Genomic DNA, 18,211 nt, shown 5'->3' with positions numbered 1-18,211 from the left:
CCTGCTTGGCAGGCGGAACCCAAAAATACTTTTACTAATTTTAATCTGTTATCCGTTTATTCAATGCCAGCCCACACAATGTTCAGCGGAGTTAAAACAGCATGAGGATTAAACTCTGAAATCGGCGTGAAAAACACATACGTAAACTCTTCTGCCGGATCTGAAAAAAGACCGCACCACCCCATTCCGAGATGCGAAAAGGTTCCTTCACTCATAAAATAATGTTCCCCGGCAGGCCATAGATTGATTCCTAAACCAAAATCCCCTTTTTCTCTCGGAGCTCCGAAGAAGTAAAAGGGAAGTCCCTCCTTTATTTGATTTCGCAACATAGACTCGACTGTTTTTTTACCAAGTAGTTTCTTCTCTTCAAACCGGCCTTTATTTCTAAACATTTCTGCCAGCTTCCAAATGTCTTTCAATGTCGAATACAGCCCTGTAGTCGCTTTATTCGGAAAGTAGGGGTGTCGTTCTTCAACCAGCTGCTCACTCTCGTTATTATTGATAATACAAACTTCAGATTTTAAAGCATTAGGGACATAAAAAAATGTTCTATCCATACCAAGCGCTTTAATAATATGCTTTGTCACATACTCTTCGTAAGACATACCGGTTACTTTTGAAATGATTATTCCTAAAATAACAAATCCAGTTCTGGAATAATTCCAGGCCTCATCAACTTTGTACTCTAGAGGCGTATTGACCAGATAAGCGACCCATTCATTCTCATTTGTTAAGTCAATGCCATTTGCCTTTTGAAGATCCAGATCAAAAGCCAATCCTGCCGTATGAGTAAGCAGATGAAGTATTTTAATTTCGTTAAATCCAGGTTTATCAAATGCAGAGAGAAATAGTTTAATAGGCATTTTTAAGTCGAGCAGTCCCTTTTCCACCAGCTGCATAACAGCAATTGCGGTAAAGACTTTTGTTAGAGAACCAATTTCTCTGATTGAATCAAGTTTGAATTTTTTCGTCTCATTCTCTTTACCCAGAAACTCTCCAAGCGAATCGGCTGCAAAGATTTCTCCGCCCCTTGACATAATGTAACTTGCACATTGTAAGTCTCCATCATCTATCATAGTCTGATAGTGACGGCGCAGCGCGTCAATTTGCTTGGTATCAAAAGCTGGATTACTCAATGTATGTTTCACAGTTGTTTCTCCCCTTATAGAATTATCGTTTTAGACTTTCTAAATAAATATGTTCAATTCTTTATAAAATCAATGACAGTCTTATTAAATTCTCTTGGATGTGTAACATTAGAAAGATGTCCCGCTCCTTCGATTTCCTTTGAAACGGCATTTGTAAGATATTTCTGAAGCAAGTTTGTCTCCTCTAGGTCAACAACCGCTTCATTTTCACCTGTAAGTATAAGCGTTCTTGTTTTAATCTCCTTTAAGAAACTTATAGTAGAATAACCTTCTCTATTATGAATCTCCATAAAGTGCTCAATAGATGCATTTAAAAATTGATTGCTATATAACATTTCATATTCATTCAATCTTCCGATGTTTGCAAAATCCTCCTTAAGCTTCTCCTCCACACTATGGTCAGGATCTTCTTTATAGGTGGTGTAACTGCCTGATAGAGTTAGTGTTTTCACTTTTTCAGGATATTCATAGGCTATTCTTTGCCCTACCATTCCTCCCCAAGAAGCTGCTGCAATGTGAATTGGCCATGTTACTCCTATATCTTCTAACACCTCAATAAAAGCACTACTTAAACCACTCAATGTAAAATCATCACTTCCTTTACTCAATCCATAACCTGGGGTGTGTATGACGATTACATTAAAATGATTCGCCCACTCCTTTATTTGCTCTTTCCACATATAAGCCGTCGTTGCAAAACCGCAAATAAGTAAAATTGTTTCTCCTTTTCCGCTCATCACTATTTCCATATTACGGACATTTGCAGTGTTTATCAGAAAATGAACTGTCTCCATTTTCCTGTTCTGATAAAATGAGATCAGTTTTTTAGCGGCATCTATATGATGATTTTGCGAAGGAACACCTTTTTTTATTCTGCTCCAAAAGTTTAAATAATCATCAAGATCGCTGTTGTCTGCTGTGCCCAGTAATTGAACGGCAGAGCCTGTTTTTTCGGGAATGTACGATGAAGCATCTATATCTGCTGCTATCGATGAGTCTCTTACAAGCACTACCCCTGAACTGGAAGGTAACGGTTGAAAGTATGTTATTACTTTTTCTTTTTTTCCATATAACACAATCATTTGATGGCCGGTCTGAGCAAGCGACCTTTTTATAGCTTCTATGCCGTAAAAAGTTTCAAGCGGGTGCAGACCGAGATGGGTTTTCATAATTTTCTGTACTTCATTATCTATTGACATACCTCCGTTTTTCCAAAAAGGCCAATTTACAGAGATTGTTTTACCTTGTCTTCCTGCTGTCTTTCTTATACATTCTCTCCATTCTGCAAAATTGTCTAAAAAACTATTGGCATATGCGTAATCTGCTTGCCCCAAGCTTCCTATTTCCGCGGAAATAGAGGAAAATAAAACAAAAAAGTCTAAAGGCATATCGGCGAGTGCCTCGTCCAAATGAATGACTCCGCTTATTTTAGATTGAAGCACCGAATGTACATCATCGTTCGTTTTATTCATAATAAAAGAATCTCTGATTACACCGGCACTATAAAAAACGCCATTAATTTTCGCAAAGTCTGAATAGACTTTTTCGAGTAATTGGGTTACTTGTTTTTTAACTGTCATGTCAGCTTGAATATAGGTGATTCTTATACCGCGGGAACGAATCTTTTCTAATTTTTCTTCCATCTTTGGAGTCAGTTCTGACCGGCCAGCAATAACAACATTGGCGCGAATATCTGAATAAATAAATTTTGAAAATATCCAGCCAATGCCCCTTAATCCGCCAATTACAAGGTAGACCCCGTTTTTTATTAATGTTGCTTCTGTCTTATGCATTGTTACTGACGGGACTTCTCTATATTTTGAGACAAATCTTCTATTGTTTTCATACTTAACGGTTTGATTAAAATCTCCATTTATTTCATCGAGTAATACAGGTGCTATTTGGATGGTTTGATTTGTTGTAAACTCTATTGTTTTGCATTCAATATTCGGCTGCTCTGCTTGCAAAGTTTTAAAAAAGCCTGAGACAGCCGCATAAGACGGATTCGTATATTGATCTTTGCTATACATGTACAGAAATTTTAATCTGCTGGTTAATTTTTGACTCAGTAAAGCTTTACTTACATAAAGAACAGAATAAAAACTGTGTGTTAAATCCGGATCTAATCTGTTATCCTGGGTTTCTTTTGACAAAAAGTGAATAATTGTCTCGGGAAATAGTCCTGATAACTTTACATCATTTAATATTCTCATGTAATGCTCAGGATTTTCAGGATGGAATTTGTAATGCCTATCACTTATTTTAAGATACTCGGAATCGGCTTGTGCATAAATAACAGTTTTACTGCCTGCATGCTTTTGAATATCATCACTCATAGATCGTTCAAAATCTAAAATTAAAATATTACCTTTAGGAACACCTTCAGATAATAAAGGCGACTCGCTCCACTCTTTTTGCATATATATATTTTCCAAATGCCCTGCATCAGGTGCTTCCTTGCTTTGTTTTTTATCTTCTTCTGATTCCGTTTGTGTTAGCATCTCATATTTTTCTTCTAAATAACTTGCCAAATCATGAATATTGTTATAATCAAATAATAAAGTCGGGTATAACGAAGCACCAATTTTTTCTTCTATCATTTTAGATATCTGCAATAGCTGTCTTGAATCAAGACCCAATTCATAAAACGACCGATATTGGTTTACTTCATATGCTGAGGTCCTTGTTAAATCACCAATAATAAACGCCAACTCATTGGATAAAGTTTCTTTGAGATCTGTTTTCGTAACAGATGCTGCAGGCGGCATGATTTTGTCACCATATTTCCCACACAGGTATTCAGTTAATTCTCCAATTGTAGAGTAATCAAATAATAATGTTGGATACAGCTTGGTCTGCAAAAGTTGTTCTAATGTTTTAGACAAGTTTAATAACTGTTTAGAGTCTAATCCAAGCTCATAAAATGTGATATCAGTTTTGACAGATTCTTCGGGCTTTTGAATCATGGCCGCTACCTGTTTAATAAGACTCTTGTCGAGAGAATCATCCGCAATTTTAATGTCTCTATCCTCTGCATCTTTTATTCCCTTGTATTCCAGCCTTTGTATTGACTCCTCGTTCCTAACTCTTTTCACACCGAACCGTTCATAATAAAACGAAAGTTCACCATCCGAGTTGTATACTTGTATGTCCGCATATAAAATATCTTTAGAAGATGGCTGCGTGATATTATTTTTATCAATATAAACAAAACAAGTCTCACCCGTTTTATTCAGAGAACGAAAAGTTTCAATATAAATCGGAATAAACGCATCGTTTAATGCATCCGATTCAGCAGACGCAAGCACTCCCAGAAGGCTTAAAGAACCATCCAGAAAAGCGGGATGCAAATAAAAATCATCAATATACTCTTTTGCAAGTCCGCTTAAACTGACCTCTCCCAGAATATAATCTTTCCCTTCATACACTGTCCCTTCTAGTTTCATAAACTCTTTATGGATTAAGCCGCCTTTCCGCAAATTACTATAAGCGGTTTCAGCATCTGTTGTTCGGAGTGCCCCTTTCTTTAAATCCTTAGGCCGGATTTTTTTTTCGCTTACCTGTTGCCCTCCGCTGGTGATTTCCGCCTGCAAATTGACTGACACTTCATGATCTGCAACATTTCTATCGATCCATTTTCTGCTAACTGTTTCAACTAGCCATCCATTCTTTTGTTCCGTAAACTGAAAGGTAACTTTTTTATCAAATTGGGCAGAAGTTGCAACCGGTTCCTGAAATAATACATGTTTGATTTCAAAGCTTCTAGTGTTAATCCCTTTTGCAGATAAAAATCTTGTAATTAAATCTAAATATGTAACGCCGGGAACGGTGTGCACTTGATGAAGGACATGGTCTGTGACTATATAATCGTCATTTTTGACTAATACGCTAAACCTCATGTAATTCGACAACCTTTCTCTTTTGCAATTAAAAGAAACAGAGTGAGTGTCACTCTGTTTCATCAATAATCTCAAGAAACTGCTTTTTATGCTGTTTCTTTTGTTTATGCGAATAAGCTTTAGGCCAAAACTTTCTTTTATTGAATACGGCCGGTGTCAGCGGTTTTCGAACAATATTGTGCAATTCATCATACCCACTGACCAAAATGTGGGCGTTTGTTCCGCCAAAACCGAAAGCACTGATGCCTGCTCTCCTTTTTTCTTCTTTCCATTCTTTCAGCCTTGTATTTGGATAAAAAGGCGACTGCCCGAATTCAAAGCGAGGGTTTGGCGTTTCGCAATTCAATGTAGGCGGGATTTTTTTATGCCATAGTGACAAAATCACTTTAATAAAACTAGCCGCTCCGGCTGCGCTTAATAAGTGTCCCACATTTGTTTTCACACTGCCAACTCCGCAATATTGAGTTCGCCTTGTATTTTTTTGAAATACTTTTGTTAACGCCTGAAGTTCAATCGGGTCTCCAATCATAGTACCGGTTCCATGTGTCTCAATGTAGCTGACTGAGTCAGGCTCTATTTTTGCTTTTTCAAAGGCATCCTGAATCACTTGCTCCTGCAGTTTTGGGTTAGGAGTTGTAATGCCCATCGTTGCACCGTCATTATTAATAGCGGATGCATCAATTATACCGTATATCTGATCACCGTCAGTTTTCGCTTTTTCCAGCGGCTTTAATAATACAGCTCCAAAACCCTCACCAGGTACAAAACCGTTTGCCCTTTCGTCAAAGGTAAAACACTGACCGTCCGGAGAAAGGGCCCCGCCTTCGCTTAGCATCAAGTAAGGAACTTCATCCAGCAGCAGGTCTGCCCCGCCTGCAATTGCCATCTCTGAATCACCTTCTTTTAAACTTTGGCAAGCCAAATGAATACTCACTAACGAAGAAGAGCAAGCTGTATCCGATACGATGCTTGGGCCGTGAAAATTAAAGAAATGCGATACATGTGCGGCAATAAAGTTCTGGCTGAGACCAACTATATTATGAGTGTTTTCTTCTCGTAATTTATGACCGTACCCCCCCATTCTTGAACCGACAAACACACCGATTTTCTTTCCGGATAATTCTGTTTCTTCATAACCCGCATCCCTGACAGCCTGTACACTAGTTTCTAAAAAGTGTCTGATTAATGGGTCAGTTTGGACGGCTGTTTCCTCATGCATCCGGAAAAAAACTGGATCAAAACTTCCAATCCCATCAATAAAGCCTCCCCATTTACTAATGCTTTTTCCCTTTTCCTTTACAGGGGAATAGTATTTTTCAATGCTCCAGCGGGATTCTGGAACTTCCTTTATATGCTTTCTTCCTTTTTTTAAGTTGCGCCAAAATTCTTCTTTATTCGCTGCGCCTGGAAATTTGCATCCGATTCCAATAACGGCTATTTTTGCAGATGACGTTTGCAGCTTTTCATGTTTTTCCATATGTCTTCTTGATTCGGGTACTTTTTCAAAGACATTATGAACAGAAAAAGTGTCAAGTTGTGCCGTTTGTTCCTTCAATTGAAACCCTGTTCCCTTTACATATTCTGCAAGTTTATGAATAGTGTTGTGTTCGAAAAGTATAGTAGGATCTAAGTTCTTCTGAATAATAGCTTCTATGCGATGGATAATACTTACAAGAAGTATAGAATCTACGCCATATTCTTGAAAGGCAACAAACGGGTCTAGCTTTTCAATCGGGATGCTTAATTCTTCGGCAAAAATGCCTGACAGCTCTCCAACAAGAGCATCAGTACGGTTGTTAGAAATATCTGAAATCTCCGCTTTGCTGCTTGAAACCGCACTCAGATCACTCTTATAAGCTTTCAGAAGCGTGTCTGCCTTAAAGACTGCACTATTTTTCACAATAGGCATCATAGCAGCTGTTTTTTTGCTTAGTGCATTGCGTAAAGTTGCCATTCCTTCTTGCGTCGATAGTGAACCCAATCCTAAATCATTATATGAAGGACTCGTTACCCTTCCCATCCCCACCTCTTTCCAGCTCGGCCAATTGATAGATGTAAAATAGGATTTTCCCATTTGAAAATGATAAGCCGCAAAATAGTCCATATACGCATTGGCTGATGCATAATCAGACATCCCTTTAGATAGTTGCGGGACTTGAGCTGCAATTGATGAAAATAGAATAAAGAAATCCAACGGATCATCTTCAAAAATCTGATGCAGATTTTGCAGACCGACGATCTTTGGTCCGTAAACTGTTTTGAAATCTTCAATGCCTTTATGAATAAATGCTGGATTTCCGTTGCTGTGCTGGCCGGCACAATGAATCACTCCGCATATATCCCCGAGGTCTTTTCTGGCTTCAAGAAAAAACGAACGCAGTTTCTCTTTATCTGTAAGAGAGCCGCTGTAATACCGATAGCTAATGCCTCTCTCTTCAAGATTCATAAATAGTTTAATATTGTCGATGATCTTCTGATCTATACTTGCATCCTCCAACAAACCCGCCCATTCACTACGCAAAGGTAATGGGTGCGTGCCCGTAAGCACTAGTTTTGTTACTCCCCGTTTTACCAGTTCATCTATTATCTCCCTGCCAATGCCACCTGTTCCGCCAGTTATTACTATGGTTTTATCTAAACGAAATGAAAAAGACTCACTCGGTTGAACCCTTTCTTCTTCAAAAAACGGAATATACCTGATACCGTGGCGATAGCATACTTCAACCTCTCCAGCATGATTTTCTTGTTCATTTTCTATCATTTGCTTCAGCTCATACGGATTCTGCACACTGTCTGTATCAATTGTTTTACCATTAACATAAGTGTATTCTGAGGAAACAGCTTTTAAAAGACCGGCTAATTCTGCTCCTCTCATTCTTGGCTTCTCTGTTTTAAAAATTTGAAGGCCGTTTGTCAATTGTAGAATCGATAACGGAGATTCCTTTTTGCTCCGTTTAATAAGCTCTTGAATAATAACAATTTTCCCATACGGTATAAGATTTTGACTATCGTTGAGATTGCTGATATCAGAAAAATCGAATAGGTTCTCGATCTGCTGCTTCCGGCTCATCAAAATTTCATTGACAGCGGTGTATGCTTGTTTTTCGTCTAAAAAAGAACATTCATACAAATAATCTGATTGTCTTATAAAAGAAGAATTATGTCTTATAATAATAAGATTTTTCTCCTCTATCTCTGAGCATACAGAACGAGCAATTAATTCGGTATCATGATGCACCAATGCTATTGTTAGCCCCAAAACCGGTTTTTCTGAGTTTTTCGCAATATTAAACTCTCTCCATTTTTTTTGCAAATGGATTTTCGGAGCTGAAGCTTTCACCTCTGAATTCTTCTCAATTAGACCAGGAACCCAATAGGATTCTTTTGCAAACGGATATGTAGGGATGGAAATACGTTTGCCTGTTTGCTGCGAATACTTTTGGAATATTTTCCAGTCGATATCCGCGCCCCATGCCCACAATTGAGCGAGCTTTTCCATTTCACCGTACTCAATCACGCTTTTTACAAACTGCTCACCTGCTTTACCTTCTGTCAATGCCTTCATTTGTTCAACTTGCTGTAGAGCATGCTGATTTAAATATACGCCAGGAATACGTTGAACTTCTAGACAAACATCGTTTAATTTATCCTGTATCTCTTTCAGTGTTGAACCGACAATTGCTAATCTGGATTCCATGGCTTCCCTGCCGACTTGTGTTGTGTAAGCCAGATCTCGTAAAACTATTTCGTCCATTTGTTCTTTTCCATAGCCTTTCTTAGGAAAGAGTCTGTTAACCTGCCCAGTATACTCTTTCAATAAGTATTCCGTTATAGATTGTATTGAACGAAAATCTGTTAAATGATGCATGGAAAGCTCTATTTGAAACGTTTCGTTAATAAAACCTGTGATACTGCTTAACTCTACAGGCCCAAACCCAAATTCCGCCAGATTCTCTGTCGGATCGATTTCTTTCGGATTGACATGAATCAATTTTGAAACAAATGGTTTCAGTATTTCATTCACCTTTTCAACCATATCCGGCTGTCCGCTTCGCATTGCGGGTTTTAGAGAGTTTTTGATATACTCTTTCATTTTATCTGCATACTCGAGAAGCCTTTCGTTATTTTTTGCCGACAACAGAACGACGTGCGGCTCTTTTTCAAATTGTTCTGCCGATTTGTTGGCTTCTTCATATTCTTCCAGAATCACATGAACGTTTGTTCCTCCCGCCCCAAATGAACTGATCCCCGCTCTTCTCGGAACCGAAACCTCTTTTCCGCTTTCTTTCAGATTTGGTTTCTCCCAATCTTGCAGTGACCGTTGTACATAAAAAGGCGATGCTTCAAAATCGATATTCGGATTTAATGTCTCTGCATGAATAGAGGGGAAAAGCTTTTTAAGCTTCATTTGTATTAGAACCTTTGTCAGACCTGCAATACCTGCAGCAGCCTCAAGATGTCCGATATTCGATTTAACAGAACCGATCGAACAATATTGAGTCTGGTCCGTATATTGGCGGAACACTTTCGTCAATCCGGTTATTTCAATTGGATCTCCAAGAGAAGTACCCGTTCCGTGTGCTTCAATATAGCTGATCGTTCGAGGATCAATATCAGCTTTTTTCAGTGCGGCTCCTATCAGTTCAGATTGAGCATTAGGATTAGGAACAGTAAATCCGTTTGTTTTGCCTCCATGGTTTACTGCCGTTGCTTTTATCACCGCATAAATATGATCTCCGTCATTTATTGCATCTGCCACCGGCTTTAATAGAACAGAGCCTACTCCTTCGCCCGGTACATAACCGTCGCCGCCTGCACCAAATGTACGGCACCGCCCATCACTCGCAAAAAAGCGACTTTGTTTCAATAAAGTATACTTATTTGGATGAAGCGTAAGATTGACACCGCCTGCAACAGCAATGCTGCTTTCTCCCCGCAGAATACTTTCACAGGCTAAATGAATAGCATTGAGAGAGGATGAACACATTGTATCAACCGCCATACTAGGTCCCGTAAAATTGAAATAGTACGAGACTCTGTTTGCAATTGCAGAAAAAGGAGAACCCACGGCTAATTCATTTCCATTCATAGATTCTTCAACGCCGAAAAATTGATAACTCCCGTATGTGACTCCTGCAAATACCCCGACTTTTTCCTGAGCCAAATCTGACTTTGTATACCCCGCATCCTCTATAGTGTTCCAGACTGTTTCTAAGAAAAGCCGTTCCTGAGGATCAAGATAAGCTGCTTCTTTCGGTGATATCCGGAAAAACAAAGGATCAAATCGATCTACATTTTTAAGAAATCCCCCCCAGTTATAACAGCTCCCTTCCAACATTTCCTTTCGATCATCGGGAATTTTACTAATACAATCCCTTCCATTCAGCAGTACATTTTGAAAATCCCTAATACTTTCTGCGCCAGGATATCTGCCGCTTACTCCAATAATGGCAATATCAGCAGAAATTGAACGCCCCGGATCTTTCTTTTGTACGTTCTCTTTCATAGAGTTTGGAGCATCGGTTTTTACTGATGTTATTCTTTTCTGACGCAATTCATGTTGGGGTTTTGCAATAGGATTCAACAGTTTCAGCATGCGCTCACTATGGTGGTTCAGAAAATAATCCGCCAATTCAGTAATCGAGTGATATTCGAAAAATAAGGTTTTTGATAGTTTGCCGACATTCTGCTCTAACTTTTTGGTTAAACGCATAATCATAATTGAATCAATACCGTATTTCTCAAGATATTGTTTTTCATCAATGAATGAAGCCGATAATTTTAATTCTTCAGAAAGCAGTTTTTTCAAATAATGAATAATTTCTTGTTTTAATTCATCGTTGCGTTCATTTTTTTCATCTCGCTGTTCAAAAAGGCTATTGATTTTATCAGCACGGTTCAACGCGTCGTCAATTTTTTCTTTTTGACCTTTTACTGCAATCAGCTGTTCAGATGTCTGGCACAAGCTATCTTCTAAGGCTCGCAGCCCAGCACTTTCATCTAAAGGTTCAAGGCCGAGTTCCCTTCTCATTATTTGTATTCCTTCATAGTCAATATTCATCCCGCCGGCTGCCCACAGCGGCCAATTGACGGAAACTGTTTTTTGGGCATATCCTTTTGCTGAAATAACTGCTGCATACTGATCTAGAAAAGCATTGGCAAAGGCATAATCACATTGGCCGATTGAACCGAAAATAGATGATGTTGAAGAAAACAATACAAACAAATCAAGATTTAATTTTGTTATTTCATTCGCCAGCCATACCGTTCCGTAAACTTTCGATGCTGTTACCTGATCGATTTCTTCTTTTGTTTTTCTTAAAATAAACGAATCGCGGAGCACTCCGGCGATGTGAAAAACACCGTTTAAATGACCAAATTGATCTTTTACAAAAGTAAATACCCGCTCTGTCTCATCTTTTTTTGAAATATCTGACTGTATATACTCGATGTGAGAACCTGAGCTTCTCAAATCATTAATCTTCCGAGACTGCTCTGCAGTTAAAGAAGAACGTCCGGTCAAAATGAGGTTAGCCTTCCATTTTTCCGCCAAATATTTCGCAATAATATAGCCGATCCCGCCTAATCCTCCTGTAATCAGATAACATCCCTTACGTTTAAGCGGCTGAGATAATCCGTCAATGTTTGCGCTTTTATAACGTTTCGTGAATCGGCTACCATTTTCGTAGCGCACTTCGAATTGCGAAGTTTGATCGCCTTCACATTCTTTTCGGTAAATATCCGCAATCTCCGAATAATTGTCGATATCCATATCCTGTAAATGATTGACATTGATGATCTGATAGTGAAAATTTGGATACTCCTGATGAACCGTTTTAGCAAAAGCGCCTAAAGCGTGATGTAATGGCAGCTGAGCCTTATGTTCAGATTGAAATAGATGTTTCAGCTTTACAGTATTCTTGCATTTCATCTCAATCAATGCCTGTGTAATGTATAGAAGAGAAAATATACCGTTTTCCAGTTGTTTTTTTATTCCTTCTTGGCTTATATTATCCTGACTGTCAGACCATAAATGAAGGATGTTCTCAGGCAGCATGAAGTGATCTTGGATATACTTAAAAAGTTTTATATAGTCTGCTTTTTTCGATGGATTAATAGTAAGCGCATTGCGATTGCTGGTAGAAAATTTTTCTCCTCGACAAACAAACAAAAGGTTGCAATCCACTAATGAATCGCTTAGTTCTTTTATTTGCCATTCATTTTCAGCAAAAATAAGAACTAAGCCAGGCAAGTCTGCATTTTTCGTATTCGGAATATTTGATTCTATCCATTCAGGCTTATAATATAAAGGCGGATTATCAGTTGCTAGTTCGCCATTGTCTTGAATAGATTTTACACGGGCATATCCTTCGTCAGCCGTTATATTTCCTGTTTGGACCAGCTCAAGAATTTCGCTGATTTGTTCACGTTTTCCCCTCATGATTCTTCCCCCATTAGTTGCTTCAATACAGCCGTTTGATCAATGTCATTTGCCTCCAATTTGCGAAGCAAACAAATTAATTCATCATCGGATTGATCAGCTTTTTCAGTATAGCTATTGCTAAACACTAGCCCTTTGCATTCAGCCAGGATGCTGCCATTTGTGTCTGCAAATGTAATATGGCACGTCAAATCAATATTGTTAGATTGTTTTTCAATTTGAGTATAAATATAAAAATCTTGAGTAAAAGCTTGATAGATGGTCACTTCATTCATTCCAATCAGTTCAGCAGGGGTCCCGCCGTTTACAAATAGACCGGATGTCTGAATCGCAGACTCAAATGCAAATGGAAGAAAAGTGAAATCTCCGCTGTTTTCATAAAAGTGATCCGGAATGAAAAATAGTGACAGCATTTCACTGTTGTTTTTTGCTGTTTCAGACGCATAAGGTATTGCGAAACCATGTTCAAGCATATCCGATTTCACTTTCGAGATATCTAATACAGAAGGGAGTAAATCGTTTTCTTTTTGCTCGACAATATGCGCCTTTCCGTGAACAAGCCTTATTTTATTCTTACATGAGTTTTTTGCGTATATTTCGAATTGTGCAAAATCTTCTCGAGGCGTTAATTCTATGGTCAGCTCTTGTATGTCAGCGGCGTCGCACCTGCCTTGATTCCAAGATATTTCGGTTATTTTATTGACGGTATACCCAAATGCCTCGGACGCATTTGCTGCAGCCATTTCAATTAAAGACACAACAGAGAAAAAGGACTTTCCGTATTCTGTAAGACTCATTACAAATGGATTGTCCCTGTCGATTGTTTTCGTAAAACTGTACTGATTAAAAGTAGACGTATTAACTCCTAAGAAAGGGTGCCTTGGTTTAAGCTCGCTATTTAAAACATATTCTCTCGTCTGTTCTTTGATCCAGTACCGCTTCTTAATCAACGGCTGCCCGGGGATAGAGACTCGAAAAGAATGCCGGTTTTCCTCAAAAGCCTCCCAATCTATTGGCTCACCTTTTACCCATCTCCGTGCAACTTCTTCATAATCTTTATGAATGCGGGGAGCTTCAGCTTTAACCTCACATTTTAAAATATTTCCTGTATAGCTTGATTCACTGGTTTCCCCTCTGGTATAGCCTAAAAGTTCTTCAGCGATCGACAAGCTTGAATCTGCTACTATTGCAAGCCTTTCCTCCATATGCTCACGTCCCGTTTGCAGGGTATAGGCAATATCTTGAAGTTTCACACGATCATTCTCGTTTTGCATTTCATTTTCAGATAAAAAGCGGGCCATAACCTCCGCATACTTTTTCAAACGGTTTTTATCTTGTGCAGACAAAATAAAAATAACTCTGCTGCTTTGAGGTTGATTAGTATTCAAGGATTCATATGCTTCCAGAATGAGGTGTGCATTGGACCCCCCTGCCCCAAAAGCACTTACACCTGCTCTCAGTGGATAAACGGTTTCATTGATTTCAGGATTTTTCCATTCAGCTGTTTTCTGCTGCACTTTAAAAGGAACTTGATCAAAATCTATATATGGATTGACAGTATCGGAATGTAACGAAGGAACAAGCAGCTTATGCTTCATCTGAAGAAGCACTTTCGTTACTGCAGCTATACCGGCTGCCGATTCTAAATGACCGATGTTTGATTTTACAGATCCAATGGCGCAAGGATGATCCAATTGATAAGAGTCTCGAAGGCCCTGAATTTCAATAGGATCGCCTAATGATGTACCTGTGCCATGCGCTTCAATATAGCTGATGGAATTTGGATCAATATCAGCTTTACGAAGCGCTTCTGAAATGACTGTTGTCTGCGCATCTGGATTCGGAATAGAATATCCGCTTGTTTTTCCGCCGTGGTTAACAGAGCTGCCCTTAATCACACCATATATTTGATCTTGATCTTCAATGGCTTTTTTCAACGGTTTTAACAAAACAGCTCCTATTCCTTCGCCCGGCACATAACCATTCCCATCCTTTCCGAAGCTTCTGCATCTGCCATCACTTGATAAAAACTGTCCCATACTGAGAAATTTATATTTATTAGGGTGTAATGACAGATTCACTCCTCCGGCTAACGCCATATCGCTCTCTCCACAATGTATGCTTTGGCATGCATAATGAATAGAAGTCAAAGAGGAAGAGCACATCGTATCAAGAGCTAAACTAGGACCTTTTAAATTAAAGTAATAAGAAACCCGATTAGCAATTGAAGAGTAGACAGAAGCAGGTGTGAAAGACAGTCCGTTTTCTTCTCCTTCAAATAATTGATACTGCCCCCACATTGCACCTACAAATACACCGACTTTCATTTTTTCCAGCTTGTTTTTTTGATATCCTGAATCTTCAAAACATTCTTTAGCTGATTCTAAAAAGAGCCTTTCTTGCGGGTCCATTAGTTCTGCTTCACGAGGTGATATATTAAAGAAGAGCGGATCAAATTGATCAGTTCCGTTGACGAAGCCACCCCACTTGCTGTATGACTTCCCTATCACATCTCTTTCTTCGCTGAAGAATCCATTCAGCTCCCAACGATCAGATGGAACTTCAGTGATACAATCTTTCCCCTCTTTTAAATTCTCCCAAAATTGATTAAGATTATCAGCCATTGGGTACTTTCCGCTTAAGCCGATAATGGCTATATCTTGGTCTCTCACAACCGCAGGTTCAGCTTTTTGTGTATCACCTGCTTTACCCTTCACCAATTTCTCATGAAGGGCCGCCTTCAATTTTTCTTTGTCACCTTCAAATACAATTAGCTGAGGCAGACGCAGATAAATAGAGTCATAAAAGGCTTTAATCCCGCTGTTTTTCCTAAGGGGGATCATACCGATTTTTTCCTTCATCCAGTCTTCGGTTTGTTTATCCACTTTCATGCCCCCGTCTTCCCATAGCGGCCAGCTAATGGCTACTGAGATACCAGACCGTTCTTTATTTTGTCTCAGTCCTTCCCGCCAGTCAGCAAAAAGATCAACGAAACGATTGGCTAACGCATAATCTGTCTGACCAATGTTACCGAAGATTGAGCTGCTTGATGAAAACATTATAAAGAAATCAAGTGGTTCATCTTGCAACAGGCTGTCCAGTAAAACGGTTCCATATATTTTCGGTTCAAGCACTTTTTGAATTTCACTTTTTGTTTTCTGTATTAAAAATGCATCATTAATTATCCCGGCACTGTGTATAACACCGTCAATTTTCCCGAACTGCCGTTTAATGTTCATTATCATTCGTTCAGCATCGCGGCTATCTGAAATATCGCCTCTAATATATTGGACTGACGACCCGCAGGCTTCTATTTGTCTGATTCTGTTTTTTTTGCTTTCCGATAACTCTGAACGGCCAGCTAAAATAATACAGGCCGTTGTTTGTGCGGCAATATGTTCTGCAAATAAAAGTCCGAGGCCTCCGACGCCTCCAGTGATGAGATACACTCCATTTTCTTTAAATGCGGAGTAGGATTTATCTATGGGTTCAGCCTCTCGGAGGATACGGACAAAGCGTTCTCCCGCTTCGTAATAAATGTCAGTTTCCTCTGAAAGCACTTCAACGGATTCATTAACGATTATTCCAGCTTTTTCTTGAACTGAAATTGGTTTACCTGATAAGGAAATGCCTATTGTTTTAAAAACCATTTTCGGGTTTTCCAATGATATTGACTGTCCGGCGCCATGTACTGAAGCGTATAACGGCTGAGCGCTTTTATTATCCGCCGGATAAAGATAAAGGGATACAATCTCCTTTGATGCCTTGCTTCGCATTAAAGCCTTGCTGAAAAATAAAAGCGGGTAGACACCTTTAGAAAGCTGTTCATTTATTATGCCGGCACCGGGCGCAAACGATCCATCCGGCCATCCGTAGATCACGGTGTCAGGTATTTGCTGTTTTTGCTTTAGTTCAGATGCCAATCTTTCAAAATGAGCTTCCTCATCGTGATCTATTTCATATACACCACCGCCATGATAGTGAAAAGTGTCTCCTGACAAAACTAATATAATTTGTTCGGTATCGTTATTAAAATCACTTTGCATGTAATTGAACAGCGCCCTGTCATGCTGAAACAGCAAATACGTTTTTTTAGCTGTTTTAACGCCTTTTATAGGAATATCTTTTCGTCTCCATTGCGGCGTTAAATAAGTTGTAGCTGTAATATGGTGGTCTTTCTCAGGGTTTCTGATCGCCGAAAGCTTCTCATTATTTGCAGCAAAGTAATTTGCCAGCTCTCGAATTGTTGTATATTCAAACAACAGAGTAGGGTATAACTCCCTGCCCGACTTTTTCTCTAACGCCTTAACAACCTCCAGAAGCGTTACAGAATCTAAACCCTGCTCATAAAATCCTTTTTCAATAGAAAGGTTATCAGGGTTTATTCCTTGAACATCTGCAATCAGCAGCTGAATCTCTCTCTCTGTCATATGCGGTGAACATAAAGCTTGACCGGGTGATGCTAAATTTTCTTGTGCATTAGGATTTTCAGTCAATATCTCAGGAGTTAAGAAATGGTTATTCATTTTTTTATTTTCTTCAATATAAGCGGCCAGTTCCCGGATTGTTTTATACTCAAACAGGAGTGTCGGATACAGCTGTTCCCCGGTTTTACGCTCCAGTTCTTTGACGATACTCAACAAAGATGCAGAGTCCAACCCCTGTTCATAAAAACCGATGTCAGCCCTAATATCATGGCTGCTGATATTCGCTGTCCCAGCTATTAGTTCCTTCAGCTCTGATTCAATATCATTAATCCGCTTTTTGTTCGTTTCTTTAATTGTTTGATTGTCTTTCAGTTTAAGGATTGGATTATTTTGCAAGTTACCTGATGTCTTTTTAAGATTTTCAATTAATTCTTTAGATCGGATATGTTTGACAGATAACCGGGTAAATTGTGCGATCTTATTTCCCGATACATCGTATAAGCCATAGCTTACTCTGATAACATCTCCGGTATCATGATTTTGGTCTTGTTTCTCGATGTACACATAGCATGTATCCGACAGACGATTTATCATTTGAAATGATTCAATATGAATAGGAATATACGTTTTGAAACGGCTGGCAGCCGCTCCTTTAGTGAAATATTCCGGACATGCCTGATATAGAACTGTGATAATGGTGGATGCATCAAGAAAAGTAGGATGCATCTGAAAGTAACCGACATATTGTTTCGCTATCTTGCTGAGTTTTAACTCGGCAAGTACATAATCTTCCGTTGCATAGACTGTTCCGAGACTTTTCATAAATTCAAAATGCTCAATGTCGACTTTTCTTAAATAGGCATAGCATGTATCCATATCAGAAACACGCTCAGCTGTATTTTTTATCCTGTCAATATCTATTGAAATTAAGTCGCCGCCTGTTTTCGGCATTAGGCGGCATTGCATATTTTTATCCCAATTTTCGTTTAAAACATGTCCGTCTTTCACTTTTCTGCTTTTCGCTTGAATCTCCCATCCCTGGTGTGAACCTTGAAAGGAAATAAGAATTTCTCTGTCAAAGGTATTAGATGTTGCTACGGGCTCTAAATAGAGAATATTTTGACATTCCAGTTCTTCAATAGGCAAATCTTTGCTGAGTGCCATTCGATAAATAATATCTAAAAACGTAACACCAGGTATGATCCGGGTGCCATGCACCCGGTGATCTCTAACAATATAGTCTGTGTGTTTTATTGTTAATGTGAACTGATAGTTTTGATTACTAGCCACCTGTCT

The 18,211-nt window shown here is 39.0% G+C and carries 4 protein-coding genes; all 4 read right to left on the bottom strand.

Annotation, left to right across the window (positions count from 1 at the left end; all coding sequences use genetic code 11):
• Nucleotides 1–56: 56 nt before the first annotated feature.
• Genes JMN17_RS17595 through JMN17_RS17580 form a run of 4 tightly spaced genes read right to left on the bottom strand, consistent with a single transcriptional unit; the run spans nucleotide 57 to nucleotide 18,205 of the window.
• Nucleotides 57–1,148 (bottom strand): serine hydrolase domain-containing protein, encoded by a 1,092-nt coding sequence (locus tag JMN17_RS17595; RefSeq protein ID WP_087992196.1) that lies wholly within the window; start codon nucleotides 1,146–1,148, stop codon nucleotides 57–59.
• 53 nt (nucleotides 1,149–1,201) lie between these two features.
• A complete protein-coding gene (locus tag JMN17_RS17590; RefSeq protein ID WP_202328633.1) occupies nucleotides 1,202–5,047 on the bottom strand; it encodes an alpha/beta fold hydrolase in 3,846 nt (1,281 codons plus the stop codon).
• A 49-nt stretch (nucleotides 5,048–5,096) separates the two neighbouring features.
• Entirely contained in the window at nucleotides 5,097–12,488 is a 7,392-nt protein-coding gene (locus tag JMN17_RS17585) for an SDR family NAD(P)-dependent oxidoreductase (RefSeq protein WP_087992198.1), read from the bottom strand.
• On the bottom strand, nucleotides 12,485–18,205 hold the full coding sequence (locus tag JMN17_RS17580; protein ID WP_202328632.1) for an SDR family NAD(P)-dependent oxidoreductase: 5,721 nt from the start codon (nucleotides 18,203–18,205) through the stop codon (nucleotides 12,485–12,487). Before JMN17_RS17580 ends, JMN17_RS17585 begins: the two co-directional genes overlap by 4 nt.
• Nucleotides 18,206–18,211 lie beyond the last annotated feature (6 nt).

Origin of the sequence: Bacillus sp. RHFS10 (genome assembly GCF_016757475.1) — a bacterium.
In the GTDB taxonomy this organism is placed as follows: domain Bacteria; phylum Bacillota; class Bacilli; order Bacillales; family Bacillaceae; genus Bacillus; species Bacillus subtilis_G.
This window is presented reverse-complemented; position numbering and strand designations above follow the sequence as displayed.

Coding starts and splice junctions, on each gene's coding strand:
- JMN17_RS17585 (WP_087992198.1), bottom strand. CDS start 12,488: ATGAGGGGAAAACGTGAACAAATCAGCGAAATTCTTGAGCTGGTCCAA.
- JMN17_RS17590 (WP_202328633.1), bottom strand. CDS start 5,047: ATGAGGTTTAGCGTATTAGTCAAAAATGACGATTATATAGTCACAGAC.